Below are 17,267 nucleotides of genomic sequence, written 5' to 3'. Positions count from 1 at the left end.
AATTCCAGTAATTATTCAATGTTCACCGTCCCTCCGTAAATGCTTATCTGCATTATAGAAGATGATGCATTTAGATATTTACAGAATATTTACCTTATTTTTAAATATTTTGACAACTGTTTTAAAAAATATTTACTTTACAGGTAATTTTGATAATTTTAACTAAACGTTTGCAATCCACTCTTTCTTTTGAAAGGAGGAAAACTGATTTTCATTTTAGTGCTAGTAAAAAAATCTTTTAGGGGGGAAATAAGATGACAGTTCAAGTAAAAACGGAGCAGCCAGATATAGCTGTAAAGACATTGATTGGCGGCACAAAAGAATCTAGAATAAAAGATTTTATTTCTACATTGATCCAAAATAAAGCTGCACTGGCTGGAGCCATTATTATTATTGTTTATCTATTAATGGCGGCATTTGCACCGCTGCTGGCTCCATATAGCCCATACGAAATTGATTTGGAAAATAAGCTGACTCCTCCATCTGCAGACCATTGGATGGGAACGGATGATAAAGGAAGAGATATCTTAAGCAGGATTCTTTATGGTTCCAGGCTATCAATGGGGGTTGGATTTGCTGCTGTGTTATTCGGAGCATTTTTCGGAATTATTTTCGGTCTTGTAGCTGGGTTTTATGGCAAATGGGTTGACACCATTATCATGAGGATGATGGATGTTATGCTTGCATTCCCAGGGATTCTCCTTGCGCTAGCCATTATTGCGGCATTGGGGCCAAGCCTGATTAATGTGACTATAGCAGTAGGAGCTTTTTCTGTACCCTTATTTGCCAGAATCGTCCGCGGATCTACTTTAGAAGTAAAGCGCCTTGAGTATATTGATGCAATCCGATCGCTTGGCGCCTCTGATTTTGTCATTATTTTCAAGCACATTTTCCCGAATATCCTTTCACCCATTATTGTTCAAGGGACTCTGCGATTAGCTACTGCCATTCTGTCAGCAGCTGGATTATCGTTCCTCGGCCTGGGTGCACAGCCGCCTTCACCTGAATGGGGAACCATGCTCAGCAGCGGGAGGGATTTCTTATTCTCCGCACCTTATATCGCCTTATTTCCGGGTCTCGCCATCTCTATTCTAGTTCTTGGGTTTAATATTTTTGGTGATGGCTTACGTGATGCGTTTGACCCCAGGATGAAAAAATAAAAGCTTTGAGGAGGTTACATCTATGCTGATGTTTATATTACGCCGGATTTTACAAACCATCCCGGTTATTATTGGAGTTACTTTTGTTGTCTTCTTCATTATGCAGCTCGTTCCAGGGGATCCTGCAGTACTTCTTGCTGGTGAAGGCGCTTCAAAAGAAACAATTGAAGCTATTCGTGAACAGCTTGGATTAAACCAGCCTTTATATATCCAATACTTCGAATACTTAACAAATGTGTTTAAGGGGGATTTAGGTGTCTCCTTAAAAAATAGCCAGCCTGTTCTTGATGAAATATTGGTAAGACTGCCAATTACTATTGAACTCGCCTTCTTTAGCATCATTATCACAATCGTGCTGGGAATGGCAGCAGGTATTATATCAGCTGTTAAGCCTTATTCATTGACCGATGTCAGCGTCATGCTTGTTGCGCTCTTAGGCATATCACTTCCAAGCTTCTGGTTTGGCCTCATGCTTATGTATTTCTTCTCTGTTAAGCTTCAAATTTTGCCTGTTGCAGGATGGGACAGTCTGCTCCATGTCATCTTGCCGGCTATAACCCTTGGAGCAGGAGGAGCAGCAATTGTCGCAAGGATGACCAGGTCGAGCATGCTTGAAGTTATTCGGCAGGATTATATTCGTACAGCACGTGCAAAAGGGCTTCGCGAGCGAATCATTATTTATAAACATGCACTAAGAAATGCACTGATACCAGTGATTACGGTTGTGGGCCTGCAGTTTGGCGCACTCCTTGGAGGTACCGTATTGGTGGAATCGATCTTTGCTATTAATGGCCTCGGAAGAATGATTGTCGATGCAATTAGAATGCGAGATCTGCCAATGGTCCAGGGAGGAGTATTGTTTGCCTCACTTATTTTCGTAGTTGTGAATTTATTCGTAGATGTCTTTTATCGGTTCTTCAATAAACGCATTGAACTAAATTAAGTTAAGGGTGGTAACAGGATATGAAAGAAAGAAACAAGCCAATACTTGAAGTAAAAGGGTTAAAAACCCATTTCACAACAAAGCGGGGAGTCAGCAAAGCGGTTGATGGCATCGATTTTACACTGCATAAAGGGGAAACGCTGGGAATAGTAGGGGAATCCGGGTGCGGGAAAAGTATGACTTCCCTCTCCATTCTCCGCCTTATTCCTTCTCCTCCGGGAAAAATTGCCGGTGGTTCCGTTCTTTTTAAAGGAAGAGATTTAGTTACAATGCCAGAGGATGAAATGAGAAAAATTCGCGGGAATGAAATATCTATGATTTTTCAGGAGCCTATGACTTCCTTAAATCCTGTAATCCCGGTTGGGGAACAAATTGCAGAAGCTTTGAGGCTGCACCAAAAGATGGGGAAAAAAGCTGCATGGGATAAGTCAGTTGAAATGCTGAAGATGGTTGGAATCCCCTCTCCTGAAAAACGGGCGAAACAAGAGCCATTCCAATTGAGCGGAGGGATGCGCCAGCGTGTCATGATTGCTATGGCTCTTGCATGTACACCTGAGGTATTAATAGCAGATGAGCCAACGACTGCATTGGATGTTACGATTCAAGCACAAATACTGGAGCTGATAAAAGAGCTGCAAACAAAGATAGGAATGGGTGTTATCATGATTACCCACGATTTGGGAGTTGTGGCAGAAACTTGTGATAAGGTAGCCGTAATGTATGCCGGCAATATAGTTGAGCATGCATCTACAGAGCAAATATTTGCTGATCCAAAGCATCCTTATACCCAAGGTTTATTGAACTCATTGCCTAAAATCCATGAAGATCAGGAAGAATTAATTACGATAGATGGCAGTGTCCCCAGCCCTTACAATATGCCTGCCGGATGCCGGTTCGCCTCTAGATGCCCTTATGCGGAGGATATATGTGCTGCACACCAGCCTGATCTTGTTTCCTATTCTGAAGATATTAAAGTAAGATGCTGGAAATACACCGACAAGTGGACTGGCAAAAGAGATAAAGAAGGGGTTGTCTAATATGAACACGACCGCAGAAAAAAATATCATCCTGCAAGTAGATCGATTAAAACAATATTTCCCGGTTAAAAAAGACTCTATATTCAAGCCAAAGGCATATGTAAAGGCTGTAGACGATATTTCATTTGAGCTTTTTGAAGGTGAAACATTAAGTATAGTCGGGGAGTCCGGATGCGGGAAATCAACAACCGGACGTGCAATTTTAAGGCTTGATGAACCTACTGACGGAAAGGTTCTTTATATGGGGAAAAATATTCTAACGTTAAATAAAAAGGATATGAGAAAACTTAGAGGTGATTTACAGGTTATATTTCAAGATCCTTTTGCTTCTCTTAATCCCCGTCAAATGGTGAAGCAAATTTTAAATGAAGCCATGGCCATTCAGAATGTGGTTGAAAAATCAAAGCGAAAGGAAAGAATGCTGGAACTGCTTGGATATGTCGGACTTCCTCCAGAATCACTTGACAGATATCCGCATGAATTTAGCGGCGGCCAGCGCCAGCGTATTGGAATCGCCAGAGCATTGGCCGTTAATCCGAAATTAATCATTTGTGATGAAGCTGTATCTGCCCTGGATGTATCTATCCAGGCACAAATTCTCAATTTATTAAAGAAGCTGCAAAAGCAGTTTAAATTGACCTTTCTTTTTATCTCTCATGACCTAAGTGTCGTCAGGCATATTTCAGACCGGGTAATGGTGATGTATCTGGGAAAAGTGGTCGAGATTGCAGAGAAAAAAGAAATGTTCGACTCTCCTCTTCACCCATATACAAAAGCGCTGCTCTCGTCTATTCCAGTTCCGGATCCAACTTTAAAAAGGGACCGTGTCATATTAAAAGGAGATGTACCATCACCTATTGATCCTCCTGGAGGCTGCAGATTCCATACACGCTGTCCTTTTGCTATAGAAAAATGCAAACAGGAGGAACCTCCCCTTAGGGAGCTGGTTAATAATCACTTTGTAAGCTGTCATATCGCTGAAACTCTTCCAGTTTAATACAAATACCTCTATTTTGTATAAAATGTTATATTAAAAAAGGGATAGGTTATGATACCTCCCTTTTTTAATACTTAAGGAGAAACGAACCGCATGCTGCCTATTGAATCATTCTCCATATACATTATGTTTTGTGTTCTGGTTCCGCTGGCAGGAGCCTTTACCCTGCTATTTTTATTTGTTTTTGAAAAAAGAATTGATTTACTTGAGAAGCAAAAAAGAGAAATAGCGTTAGAAAGTGAATTGCAGACAGCTTTATACAATCAGTTAAACCAGGAAATCCAGCCGCATTTCTTTTTTAATACCCTAAACTCCATCCTGGCTCTAGCCAGGCTGGACCGCAAAGAAGAATTGATACGGTCCATTGAAACCCTTTCAAAACTGCTGAAATTTAAATATCGGACTTTAAATAACTTTATCTCTATTGAAGATGAACTTACTTATGTTAATTACTATCTGGAGATACAAAAAACAAGATTTAGAGATCGGCTTCATTATGAAATTCAATTGGACAGCCACGTGAATAAAGCCATTATCATTCCCTTTTTAATACAAACTATTGTTGAAAATGCTTTTAAGCATGCCTTTGAACGACATATTGGCGAGGCTTTATTAAAAATACAAATAATAAAGATCGAATCAGCGATTCATGTTTCAGTGTGGAACAATTCTTTAGAGCGCTATGAAACAAGCCCCCTGGATGGCGGGGTGGGGCTTGAGAATATAAAAAGAAGACTTGAACTATTATTTCCCAATGATGAAACTTCTGTTCAATTAACAGACCAGGCGGATGGAACAACTGTTTTGGCTATATTCCCCCACGTTATTATGTCAGAAAAATTGGAAGGAGATTGGATGCAATGAATATTTTGCTTGTAGATGATGAACTTATAGAATTGGAACAGCTGGAATATCTCATCAAAAAGAAATTTCCCAATTGGATTCTTTATAAGGCTCAGGATGCCTCTCAAGCTCTTCAAATTATTAAGAAGCATGACATCTTTCTTGCTTTCCTCGATATTCAGCTCCCAGGCAAATCAGGCTTAGATTTGGCTATGGAGCTTTCCGCAGCTGGCGATATTGACTTAATCATGGTTACAGCCTATCAAAACTTTGATTATATTCAAAAATCACTCAGGCTTGGGGTAGTTGATTATATAACAAAGCCCGTCATTGAAGAGGAATTAATGAGCGTTTTGCGAAGGTATGAACGAATTGGCAGTTACTCTGAGCAAATTGTTAAAGCTTTGCACATCATTCAAAAGGAATACAATGAAAAACTTACTTTAAATTATTTAGCATCTAAAATTCATATCAATTCAGCTTATTTGAGCAGAAAATTTCATGAGGAAGTCGGAATGGGGTTTTCCGAATATTTAAATGACTTTCGATTAAAACAGGCACAGAAAATGCTGATTGAAAGCCCTGAATTAAGCATTAGCAGTATTTCAGAAAAGTGCGGCTTTAACAGCCAGCACTACTTTAGCCAAATCTTTCGGAAAATGACTGGCCAATCACCAAGGGATTACCGCCTGAAGGAGACTTCACAATGAAGAAAACCGATTTTCAATACTATATTGGAGGGGCATTCCAGCTGGGAATCGGTTTTGGTGTTGTGAGTCTTTTGTCCAGATGGGTAACAGGCAATACCATTCTTTCATCGCCTGAAACATTAATAAAGTATGGGCTAACCGGAGGAATCGGCTATTCCCTTATGGGGGCTCTCTCACTCATTTTATTTGGAATATTAGCAAAAAAGATTCGAGATCGGTTTCATGACCATCAAACGATAGGTGATGTATTGCGCGAAAGATTGACCCCACGCGGCTACTGGTTCATGATCTCTATTCTTCTCGTGATTAGTATCCATTCTATATTTGTTCAAGCTATGGGGGCAGGAATTCTAATGCACATGATTTTTCCCCTGCCTGTTTTTTCTGGTATGGTTTTCTTCTTATTGTTTTGTTTTTTTATTGGGGGAGCAGGAGGCATGCAAAGAATCCATCAGCTTGCAGGCATTAATGTCGTGCTCATATTCAGCGCTGTCATCATCATCCCTGTTTACTTTTATATCCAGGAAGGTGTATATCCTGTTTATGAAGGCATTAAATTATATCATCCATACATCCTTTACGTTAAAAACACGGAAGCTATTTTGTTTATATTCACAGCTATTTTAATTGGCTTTGGACAAGTGATTATTGATCGTGCCTCATGGCAAAGAGTTTTTATTATAAAAAAAGAAAAGCTGAGAATTACGTTTACATTAGCGGGCTTAATATGGGCAACTATTCCTCTTGCATTATCATCATTGATCATGATTATTATTTTTGGAAGAAGCTATGATTCCATATATTCTTTGTTATTTGAGTTAATTGGAAAAATCAATTCAACTTTGCTTATTGTTTTATTTGTCCTGTTTTGCTTCAGTGCCATTTCATCAGCAATTAGTGCAGAATTACATGCTGTTGTCACATTAATCATTAAAAATATCGTCGGGATGCTTCGCCCACTCACCAATAAAGAGAAATGGGGATTCACCTATCTGTTTTCCGGAGCCATGTGTTTATTATTACTTGTTATCGTTAGTATCCTGCCTCCATCCCCTATCGAACTGCTGTTTTTTTTCGGTAATACTTATGCTTCCATGATCGCTCCAATGCTGTATATTATACTTGGCAGTAAAACCTTGCCTGCCCTTATTCCCCTTGCATCTATTATTGGGACTGCCGGGGGGTTTGCAGCTTTGCCTATTATGGAAAATCTTCTTGCGATTTGGATCAGCTTTACCCTGTCCTGCTTAATTTGCTTAGGTTATTTCATTTACAATATATTAAGAACGAAGCTGAGTGCCAAAGTTTAGCCGGGGTGCTTATTTTGATGAATAAATTGTGTTCAATAAAGCATATCGCCCTCTTCCATAAAATCCGGCTGAGAGCGATATGCTTTTTATAAAACTAAAGCCCGCAAGTTAATATCTTGTTATATCCATTGGCAAAGAACCTGCTGCAAATCCAACAAATAAAAACCTGCCCTGCCCGGTATTGCGCATTCCATGAATCTGATTAGGCTTAGCAAGGATCACCATGCCTTTACTTATTTGAATTTCATTCTCCAAGTCAGGAAAGTAGATTCCTGTTCCCTCCATACAAACCCACATATCATCTACATTTGAGTGAGAATGCAAGTATACCTCCTGTCCTGGTTCCAGACACCAAACAGCTCCTACTGTTTTATCAGTTTCATAAAAATAGTTCTTTTGCGGTTTCTCAGGATCAAACTTTGCTATTTTATCGATTTCAAAGACTCTTTCTTCCATAATCTTCTGTATGTTTGGCACCGCTATCTCTCCTCTCCTGTAATTTTTTATAGTTCTGCGTCCCGATTGCAATCTTTTGAGTAGACATATGTTAAATTTTCTCGCCCTACAGCATACGCAGCCTGGTGAACATAAGGGCCCATGAAAATATAATCGCCTTTTTTGACTGGGATCCACTTATTATCAAGATTATACATCCCTTCCCCGGAAAGGATATATGCTCCGTGTTCCTGAACATGTGTTTCAATAAACGGGTGGCTCGCAGCAGGATCGAATGAAAGGATATGGAAATTCATATCAAAATCTAAATCCGCAGGCAATAGATCTTTAATGTTTACATTATGCATATCATCGTAGTTCCTGAATTCTATACTATTTGCATGTCCTGATATAACCCAGGGCTTCCGCCCTTCAAGAGGGCGATATTTCTGCTTGTATAAAAAGAGCTTAGAATCCCCATCATTCATATTTTCCAAATACATTTTCACTCCCGGCGGACAATAAAGGTATCCGCTTTCCTCTAAGATAAATTCTTTTTCATCTGCAGAAGCTTTTATTTTCCCCTCTAGTATGTAAACAAATGTCTGCACATCCTCCTGTCCGCCAAAGCCTTCTTTATTTCCTCCTTCTTTTTTCATTGTCACATAATAGTCGACAAAGCTTGCCCCAAGCTTAGGAGAACCTAAAATCGAAATAAGGCAATGATGAAATCCAGGAATAACATTGTTCACTAATCCCTCAGGTGCAAGTAAAGCATATTTTCCATGTTCTATTACAGATCTGCTTGATAATAAATCTTTTGGATAGCCCATTTATAACTCTCCTTTTCATTGATCTTATTTATAAGCCAGTTCATATAAAGTGCTGATCAGCGCTTTAACTCCCTCAGCTAAATCAGCAGGCGCAGTATATTCACCAGGGTTATGGCTAATGCCCTTTTCGCTCGGCACAAATAGCATAGCCGCCGGAATGGACGGTGCAAAAATTTGTGCATCATGGCCTGCACCACTATGCATTACTTTATAGCTCAAATTTTTTTCCTTGCATTTCTTTTCAATCAATTCCGTAATTTCAGGATCCATTGGGACCGGATCCGTATCAAGCCATTTTTTAATGACCGTTTCAACCCCATGCTCTCGTGATATATCATTTATGTTTTCTATAAATCTTTCAGTAAAATGGAACATCGTATTTTTATCAATATGGCGCAGGTCTAAAGTAAACGCAGCTTTTCCCGGCACCACATTTGCAATGTTGGGTGAAATATCAATCCTCCCAACGGTTGCTACCAGCGGGTCACCATATTGCTCTGCCATATTAAGTGTTTCATGTATCATTTGGCTGGCAGCATATACAGCATCCTTGCGATATCCCATGGGTGTTGTTCCAGCATGATTGGCTTGACCTTTTACTTCAATTGTAAAACGTCTTTGCCCAACGATGCATTTCACAATACCAACAGACTTTTTCTCCGTTTCAAGGACATTTCCCTGTTCGACGTGGATTTCCACGAATACCTTCAAATCCTGCCGCGGAGATTTGGTTTCATCCTTAAAGGTGAATCCCGCCTCACTGATGGCGTCAGAAAAAATTACTCCATTTGAATCTGCAAGATTTTCAACATCCTTTTTATAAGCGCCTCCTGCAATATTCTTTGAACCCCAAAAGCAATAAGGAAATCTGCTTCCTTCTTCTTCTGCCAGTGAAACAATCTCGAGATTGCGTTTTGGAGTCCCATATTGATCTTTTAAATAAATTAAAGCCAGTATCCCAGCTACAATGCCAAATTGCCCGTCAAACAGCCCGCCATTTTTCACGGTATCTACATGGGACCCAGTTAAAACGGTCTCTGTCTGATTAACTCCCTTTACTATTCCACTCAGATTTCCCACTTCATCAAACTTTACTTCCAAACCTTCAGCTTCCATCCAACTCTTCAAAGCTTGCTGAGTATCCGTCCATTGCTTAGAGTATAAAAGACGGGTAATTCCTCCTTCCGGATCTTTTGCAAATGAACCCAGCCATTCAAGCCTGTTCACAATATGTTTTGCTAAATTTTCATATTCAAGTTTCCCCTGCAAATTGATTAAGTCTGTCATCCCGATTTCCCCTATCTATAATCTTTCTGCGGACTTTTTGATTTCAGATCATATTCATAGTTGACCTGCCATTTTTTAACTTAAGGGCTTTTCCGAGAGGTTTCCCAACAATCCCCTGATCCAAATCATATACAATCTTGCCGCGGACAAGGGTTTTGGTTATCCGGCAATTAATCATCCTTCCAATGTATGGGCTATGCTTATGCCGATAATATAGGCCTTCCTCCTCAACAACATAGGAACGATTAGCATCAATTAAGATGATATCAGCATCCATTGATACTGCTATTTCTCCTTTATTGGGAATGTTAAAACGTTCAGCGGGATTAGAAGAAATCATCCTTGCAAAATGAGTGATTGGCAGCTTTCTTTTCAAAACCGCTTCATCAAACATTAAATCAACGCTATTTTGACACCCTGTGATTCCTCCCCACACTTCGAAAAAATTATTTGAAGAACTATACTTCATTTCAGGGGGACATGGTGAGTGATCAGATGTTAACATATCAATCTTGCCTTCTATTAACTTTTCCCAAAGCTTTTCTTGATCCTCTATACTTCGCAGCGGAGGAGAGCATTTGGCAGCCGGGCCAATTTTTTCGAGCTGTTCAGATGATATCGTAAAATAATGAGGACAGGATTCAAGGGAAACATCCTGACCCGAGCTTCTGGCCTTCATAATTTCTTCTACTGCTTCTGCGGTGCTAATGTGTACAAAATGAATAGGGCACTTCGTTTCTTTTCCAAAATAAAGAGCGCGTTTCACTGCTTCAACCTCTGTTAAAACAGGCCGTGAAAAGACATAATCTGCGGCAGCTGTCCTGCCCTGTGCTTTTAACTCTTCCCCTAACCGATCGGTAATTTGGGCATTTTCCGCATGAATCGATAAAATTTGGCCCAGTTCAGCAATTTTTTTCATCCCCGCAAAAAGGGTATAATCATCCACATTAGAAAAATCATCGGGATTATCTGTTCCACAAGTGGACATAAAGCATTTATAGGCGATAACTCCATCATCTGAAAGCTCTTCAAGTCTTTCAAGATTGCCTGGAACAAGTCCGCCATAAAATGCATAATCAATATAATTTTTCCCCTTGGCTGCTTCTGCTTTTAATTGCAGTGTATTCCTGTCAATCGTAGCCGGAAGGGCATTCAAGGGCATATCCGCATAGCATGTAGTTCCTCCTGCTGCCAGTGCTTTAGTTCCAGTTATAAACCCTTCCCACTCTGTTCGGCCAGGCTCACAAATATGCACATGAGTATCGATCATTCCAGGCATGACATATTGATCAGAGGCATCGATAATCTGCTCAGCTTCATGATCAATGGTTTCCGCAATCGCTGCAATTTTTCCATTTATAATGGCAATATCATTCTTAACTACCTCGTTTTTAAGAACCACTTTGCCGCCTTTTATTAACAAATCATATATCATCGCATTTCCCCCGTTACTTTTAATCTTATTCTGTATTTCGAGGAACCTCATTAACTGATTTATTAAATTGTATAAAAAAATCCAACTATTTTTTTCGGATTCCTTTACTAATTTTTTAGCTTTCTTTACTTCTTCAATTTTTTTGAATTTAAATGAAGACAATAACCAGAGACTGATCTAATCACTCTCTTTTCATCCCTTCTTTATCGCAAACTAAATTCCCCTTGTAGAACACTGCATGGCGTTCCGCTCTTCTAGCCATTGCCTCTGCTGAACAGCTTGCATCGACAAGGACCATGCTGGCTTCATCACCAGGTGCTGGCCAGATCCGGTTTCCCTTCTGATCAAGCGGCGTTTTCCCCCCTGTAATATATCTAAATGCTTGAGAGAGAGACTTTTCATCCGTCCATCTATACCGTTCAATTAAACGGCCTGCTCTTTCCAGGATATCTCCATTACCTATTGGCCACCATGAATCAAAAATATTATCGTTTCCAACAGCCACCTCTACTCCACACTCACTTAACAGATCAACAGGCGGGATTGCCCGGCCAGTCGGGAGGCTAGTAACGATCGAAATACGTGCGTCTTTTAAAATCTCTGCCATTTCAGAGGCTTCTGCCCTTGAAACATCACCCATGCCAAATGCATGGCTAATCGCAACTCTTCCTTCCCAGCCAGCTTCCTTAGTCAGAAAGGCCAGCCTTTTCATAGTAAAAGTACCAAGGTGACCAGGATCATGTAAATGCAAATCAATATCTGCATTGCCTTCTACAGCTAAATCCATCAATTGAACTAGCGAAGCTTCAATATTGTTGTCAACGGTAGCTGGGTCGACCGCTCCTACAATTCCAGCACCATTTCTAATAGCTTCTCTAATAAGCTGAGGTGTCCCTGAGCGCAGCAAGCCATGCTGGGCAAAGGCAACAATCTCAGAGCTGGCATAGCTCGAAAATTCCTCCAAAGTCTGCTGAACTTCATCTAAATTCCGTAATTGGACTTCAGGGTATATATCCACATGGGTTCTAATATGAGTTGATCCATAGGATATTAGCTGCTTAAGCAATGCTTTTGATCGCTGATAGGTACTTGCAGACATAGATAACAATGCATTCTTTTCAATTTCACACCGTTCTATGACACCCGATGCAGGGATGCAGGCCCTCCACTCATCCCCCATATACGTTTTATCAAGATGGACATGCTTTTCAACAAAGGATGGCAATAACAGCAGTCCCTTTGCATCTTTTATAGGCAGTTTATCAGAGGAAGCCTCTAAGTCCTTCGTAATCTTAGCAATGCAGCCGTCCTCTATTAATAAATGAAATCGATCCGTTATAGTACCTGACACTCTATTATTCTCATTTTTGTATCCGCATTCTAATCGCACATTCTTTAACCAATAGCTATTATTCATTTTCATTCACCTTTCCGGCCCCGGACAAGATAAAAGGGTACCCAGAACGGATATCCCTCTTATCTTAGAGCTTATTTAATTGAAATGTCATTGATCTCCAAGTATCCAGATGGACTTATAGAGAAGCCTTTTACATCTTTTGAAATAGCCGCCATATTCTCAATTACACGAACCGGAATATATACGGATTCTTCCATTTCGATTTCCTGGGCTTTTGCATAGAACTCCATCCGCTTATCCGAATCTTTTTCAGCCCGTGCAGCTTCTATTAAGCTGTCCACTTCTTTATTACTGTAGAAGAAGGTATTTCCTGCAGGGCCGTGTGAACTGCTATGGAAAAGGTTATATTGATTATAATCAGCATCTCCCGTCGCATTTCTCCAGCTTAAAATAAACATCTCGGAATCACCGCGGTTTACTTGTTCGACAAATGTCCCATATTCATATACCTGAATGTCCAGTTTGATTCCTATCCCTTTCAGCTGAGATTGAAGAACCTCCGCCATATTAATCCATTCTTTCTTATCCATTGTTTTCAACGTTGTTTCAAAGCCATTTGGGTAGCCTGCTTCTGTGAGAAGCCTTTTTGCCTCATTGAGGTTGTATTCGTATGCTTCGAGGCTTTCATGATATCCAAATACCTTTGGCCCCAGCAGTGAATTGGACTTATTCCCAACATTCTCAAATACCCCCTCCAGAATTGAATCCATTTCAACAGCATGTCCAATAGCTTTGCGGACTCGGGCATCATTGAATGGCTCCTTTTCAACGTTAAACCCAATATATTCTGTGCCAAATCCTTCACTGCGGTAAATTTCTGCATTTTTGGAGTTTTCCACCGTTTCCATCATTGTGACCGAGAGCGGTTCGGCTATATGGGCTTCACCTGTTTCAAGCATGGATATCCTTGTTGTTTCTTCAGGGACGATCTTAAATATTACTTTATCCAGCTTAGATTGAGTCCCCCAATAGGTTTCATTTTTGTTAAAAACAATTTCTTTGCCCGGTGTCCAGGACTCAAATACAAATGGACCTGTCCCAACAGGTTCTTGAATCACTTTCTTTCCATATTTCTCGATAGTTTTTGGTGAGATAATGCCGCCTTCATGATTGGCCAATATGGATAGCAGGGGTGAAAACGGTTCTGATAACTTAAATTGGACAGTAAATTCATCGACTGCCTTTACTTCTTCTACCATTTTGAATACAACAGCTCTTGGAGAGGCAACATCCGGATCTAATAACCGGTCAAATGTTGCTTTCACTGCATCGGCATTAAATGCTGTCCCGTCATGGAATGTTACATCCTCTCTAAGCTTGAACTCCCAAGTTGTTTCATCTAACTGTTCCCACTTTTCAGCCAGCACCGGCTTGATTTCGGTATTTTTATCCCGGCCAACAAGCCCCTCATAAATTTTATTATGTGTAACGCTGGCGGCATTGATTGTCGACATAAAATGATGATCTAAATTTTCTGCGTCAGATAAACGGGCTATAACTAAAGTTCCTCCGTTTTCGGATGCTATTCCCTTGGAGTCCTGACTGCTGTTAACCTGTTTTTTAGTCGAACACCCTGAAATAAGGATTGCGATCAGCAGAGCTGAGATGATTAACCCCATTCTTTTTTTCACTTTCAAATTCAATCCCCCTTTTTTAAGCCCTTAAGCCTTTATCTAATTATATAAAATATTCTGATTAATCTTTTTCTACTTTCTTTACATGTTTTTAAACTTTTTCTACTACTTATACAAAATAACAAACATTATTGCTGATCAATAGAATCAACAAGTCTGAAAGAAGGCGGCAGCAATTCATTCTCAGTAAGCTCCTGATAATCTCTTTTTAAATAACCCTTTTTCATTTTCATGAAATATTCTTGCGCTTTTCCTTTTAGTGCCTCTAAATCATGGTTGGGTAATTTTCGGTCTTTCATGACTACTTTCCCATTGATAATGGATAACTTGACATCTCTTCCAGTTCCGCTTACAATCACTGTTCTTAAGGGATCATCTAATACTCCCATATGGAATCCGGCTAAATCAATTGCAATAATATCTGCTTTTGCGCCAGCACAAAGGCGGCCCAAATCTTCTCTTCCCAGAAACTTTGCAGCACCTAAAGTTGCAGCACGGTAAAGATCTGAGTATGCTGAGTCTTTAACTTCTTTATTTACGATCCGGGAAAGCATGCTCCCTGTTCTGATATTCTGGAACATGTCCGGAGGAAACGTATCTGTACCTAACGCTAAATTAATTCCTAACTGTTTATATTTTGCAAAGGATTCCATTGCCTGTCCGTGCCTTCCAATTATTAATGGGCAATGAATGACCGTCGTGCCCGTTTCCCTCAGCAGTGACAAATCATCTCCACCACCCATTTTTGCCCCACTGTAGCCAGCAATAAAATGGGCATGAGGAATCGCCGATCTGGATCCTAAAAATCCAAGGTTATATAAATGCCTAATTGGAGTTACGCCATATTTCTCAATCATGGTATGGTATTCAAAATCACCTTGGGCTGCATGCAATTTTATCGGAACTTTATAGTGATCACTATATTGCTTTGTAAGGAGAAGACTTTCTTCCGTTTGACTTTCAATCCGCTCAGGGGCAAGCATTCCCCTGACCAAACCATTAAATGAACCATCAAACTCTTCCAAAAAGCGCACAGCTCTTTTTAATCCTTGCCTTCCAGCTTCTTCATCCCAATGAATCTTAATATTGCCATCTGCCTGGACGACCCTTATCCCCGATTGATAGCTTGGACCCAGGTATATACGCAATCCCAAGTCAGCAGCATGCCTCGCTGCTGATGCAAGCTCTTCATATGTTTCTGCCCATTTTTTATAATGCACAGAAGTGATTGGCATAGCAGTTGTAATTCCATGAAGGATCAGCTGTGAATAGGCATATAAAGATTTAAAGGCCTCGTCTTCAGCCGTCATAATTTCATGGTGTCCTTGCTTCACATATCTCTCTGACCAAAGCAGATTTTTCTGTCTTGCTGAACTGGCCTCCAAATGCAAGATATCATGATCAATATCGCCTAATGCATTCAAGTCAATGAATCCCGGACTGATTAAAGCGCGGCCGGCATCTATAACTTTATCAGCTTGGCCTGAATACCTTTTTCCAACATAAATGATGGTATCATTTTCAAATACAACCTCAGCATTTTCTATCAGGACATGATCTTTTCCATCATATCCAATTACATATTTCCCCTTTAGCCTGGTCTTCATTGATTTTCCCCTTTCTCCCCAATTGTAGATTCTTTATCATGATCCATTCCATCCCCATAGGTTCGTGTGTGCCCCCAAAAATATTTCGTCTGCTTCATGTATCTTTCAAGACCAGCACGCTTAATTGTTGCGTTAGCTTCTTCATTTGATTCTTCCAAAACTGACCTTTCATCAACGGAGCAGACTGCTCTGTCCTTCATAAGAATCCTGCCATCTACGATAACATGCCCCACATCAGCTGCATAAGCTTGATGGACAAGCCGATGAATATGCATAAATTCAGGTGTTAAGTGCGGCTGATGCATATTGACAGTTATAACATCCGCCTTTTTCCCCGCTTCAAGAGAGCCCAATTCATCATCCCATCCAATACATTTTGCAGCTTCAATCGTAACCATCTCCAGAAGTTTACCAGGAGGTAAGCAATATTCATCTCTATGAGCGGCCTGATGTATAAATTGTGTTTTTCTCATGGCTTGAAACATGTCAAAGCTAGTGGATGGTGAAGTGCCATCTGTTGATATAGCAACTGTTGTTCCCAACTCGATCAATTCTATCATCGGTGTGCGGGCGTGAATTTGAGAGAATCCAGGAGAGGCACTGACATTTGTTCCGGTTTCAGCTAATATTTTCGCTTCATCAAAGGATATCCCCCGGCAATGCTGAAGATGAACATCAGGACCTAAAAGAGCATTCTCCCAATCCTTTACTGCCAAGTGAATCATGCCTCCAAAAGCATCAGAGTGGATTCTTGTATTATATTTTCTGGCAATTTCTCTGACTTTCTTTGCTTGGTATAAATCATGCTCTGTTAAATGATGAAGTTTCGCAGGTGAAGTTGGACCAGATGGTTCAACTGATGTAACAATTACGAAAGGGGTAATAAATGCTCTTGTCCGATCTTGATTAGCATGGTTTAAAGCTTCAATCACTGCTTCAGCACCATTTAACACTTGCTCGTAGGTGACTTCTTTAGTCATTCTTTGACCGTCTATCCACCTGCTGAATGAATGAGGCCATGGAGGATTGCAGGGACCGGTGCAAACAACCTCCCTGACACCAGTTTCTGCATAGGCTTTTGCATGATTGATGGCAAAAACTGGATCATCTGACCTTGGCATTGAACCAAGAACAGATACACCAGTTGTTATGCCCGCCTTCAGCCGCTCAAGTGCAGAAAGCTTCCCTTCAAAATACCAGAATTCGTCTGTAACAAAATGCTTATACGTATTCGTCATAATAGGCATCCAAAAATCCAAGCTTTCCATTGCAATGGTCTTAAACATCGAATGGCCGCCATGTCCATGTACATCTATTAATCCAGGCAGGACACAATGATGGCTGCAATCTATCACTTCTTTCGCCTCATATTTTTCCAATAGTTTCTCACTCATATCCACATCCAGGATCCTGCTTCCATTTATAGCGACAGCTCCATCGGTGATGATTCGCCTGTTTTGATCCATAGTAATGACAGTTCCATGAATCAGGAGTAAATCAATCATTTCCTTCTCCCTCACTTCTTTTAACATTAAGTATAGGAAAAAAGAAAACACTAAACTTTCAGAATCTTTACATAAAATTAAAATATTTCTACCTATTTTTAATTTTTTTCCTTC

15 protein-coding genes are annotated in these 17,267 nt (G+C 40.2%); 7 read left to right on the top strand and 8 right to left on the bottom strand.

Going from position 1 to position 17,267, the window contains the following annotated elements:
* The first annotated feature begins 254 nt into the window (after positions 1-254).
* From DFO72_RS17170 to DFO72_RS17140, 7 genes are all read left to right on the top strand, one after another.
* Positions 255-1,160, top strand: a complete 906-nt coding sequence (locus DFO72_RS17170) for an ABC transporter permease (RefSeq protein ID WP_113883170.1) — start codon at positions 255-257, stop codon at positions 1,158-1,160.
* 22 nt (positions 1,161-1,182) lie between these two features.
* Positions 1,183-2,103, top strand: a complete 921-nt coding sequence (nikB, locus tag DFO72_RS17165; protein WP_048010379.1) for a nickel ABC transporter permease — start codon at positions 1,183-1,185, stop codon at positions 2,101-2,103.
* A 20-nt stretch (positions 2,104-2,123) separates the two neighbouring features.
* Positions 2,124-3,140 carry an ABC transporter ATP-binding protein gene (locus DFO72_RS17160; RefSeq protein WP_113883169.1) on the top strand — a complete coding sequence of 339 codons (1,017 nt, stop codon included), beginning with the start codon at positions 2,124-2,126 and terminating at the stop codon, positions 3,138-3,140.
* 1 nt (position 3,141) lies between these two features.
* Complete coding sequence (locus tag DFO72_RS17155) at positions 3,142-4,137, top strand: ABC transporter ATP-binding protein (RefSeq protein WP_113883168.1); 996 nt, start codon at positions 3,142-3,144, stop codon at positions 4,135-4,137.
* Positions 4,138-4,230: 93 nt separating this feature from the next.
* Positions 4,231-5,001 (top strand): sensor histidine kinase, encoded by a 771-nt coding sequence (locus DFO72_RS17150; RefSeq protein WP_113883167.1) that lies wholly within the window; start codon positions 4,231-4,233, stop codon positions 4,999-5,001.
* On the top strand, positions 4,998-5,690 hold the full coding sequence (locus DFO72_RS17145; protein WP_113883166.1) for a response regulator transcription factor: 693 nt from the start codon (positions 4,998-5,000) through the stop codon (positions 5,688-5,690). Before DFO72_RS17150 ends, DFO72_RS17145 begins: the two co-directional genes overlap by 4 nt.
* Positions 5,687-7,000, top strand: coding sequence for a hypothetical protein (locus DFO72_RS17140; protein ID WP_113883165.1), 1,314 nt, complete (start codon positions 5,687-5,689; stop codon positions 6,998-7,000). Before DFO72_RS17145 ends, DFO72_RS17140 begins: the two co-directional genes overlap by 4 nt.
* Before the next feature lie 108 nt (positions 7,001-7,108).
* On the opposite strand, the gene DFO72_RS17135 is transcribed toward DFO72_RS17140, so the two are convergent.
* From DFO72_RS17135 to DFO72_RS17100, 8 genes are all read right to left on the bottom strand, one after another.
* A complete protein-coding gene (locus tag DFO72_RS17135; RefSeq protein WP_243856194.1) occupies positions 7,109-7,477 on the bottom strand; it encodes a cupin domain-containing protein in 369 nt (122 codons plus the stop codon).
* A 26-nt stretch (positions 7,478-7,503) separates the two neighbouring features.
* The gene (allE, locus tag DFO72_RS17130) at positions 7,504-8,268 is read right to left on the bottom strand and encodes a (S)-ureidoglycine aminohydrolase (protein WP_113883164.1); all 765 of its coding nucleotides are present in this window, start codon (positions 8,266-8,268) and stop codon (positions 7,504-7,506) included.
* Between the two features lie 24 nt (positions 8,269-8,292).
* Positions 8,293-9,555, bottom strand: coding sequence for an allantoate deiminase (gene allC, locus DFO72_RS17125; RefSeq protein WP_113883163.1), 1,263 nt, complete (start codon positions 9,553-9,555; stop codon positions 8,293-8,295).
* A gap of 43 nt (positions 9,556-9,598) precedes the next feature.
* Entirely contained in the window at positions 9,599-10,990 is a 1,392-nt protein-coding gene (gene allB / locus DFO72_RS17120) for an allantoinase AllB (protein WP_113883235.1), read from the bottom strand.
* Between the two features lie 181 nt (positions 10,991-11,171).
* Positions 11,172-12,407, bottom strand: coding sequence for an amidohydrolase (locus DFO72_RS17115; protein WP_113883162.1), 1,236 nt, complete (start codon positions 12,405-12,407; stop codon positions 11,172-11,174).
* A 71-nt stretch (positions 12,408-12,478) separates the two neighbouring features.
* The gene (locus DFO72_RS17110) at positions 12,479-14,044 is read right to left on the bottom strand and encodes a glutathione ABC transporter substrate-binding protein (RefSeq protein ID WP_113883161.1); all 1,566 of its coding nucleotides are present in this window, start codon (positions 14,042-14,044) and stop codon (positions 12,479-12,481) included.
* 125 nt (positions 14,045-14,169) lie between these two features.
* Positions 14,170-15,648, bottom strand: a complete 1,479-nt coding sequence (locus tag DFO72_RS17105; protein ID WP_113883160.1) for an amidohydrolase family protein — start codon at positions 15,646-15,648, stop codon at positions 14,170-14,172.
* A complete protein-coding gene (locus tag DFO72_RS17100; RefSeq protein WP_113883159.1) occupies positions 15,645-17,153 on the bottom strand; it encodes an amidohydrolase family protein in 1,509 nt (502 codons plus the stop codon). Before DFO72_RS17100 ends, DFO72_RS17105 begins: the two co-directional genes overlap by 4 nt.
* Positions 17,154-17,267: the final 114 nt, after the last annotated feature.

The sequence above is a fragment of the Cytobacillus oceanisediminis genome (assembly GCF_004366035.1).
In the GTDB taxonomy this organism is placed as follows: Bacteria; Bacillota; Bacilli; order Bacillales; family Cytobacillaceae; genus Cytobacillus; species Cytobacillus oceanisediminis_C.
The sequence above is the reverse complement of the archived record's forward strand: the minus strand, read 5'-3'. Positions and strand labels throughout refer to the sequence as shown.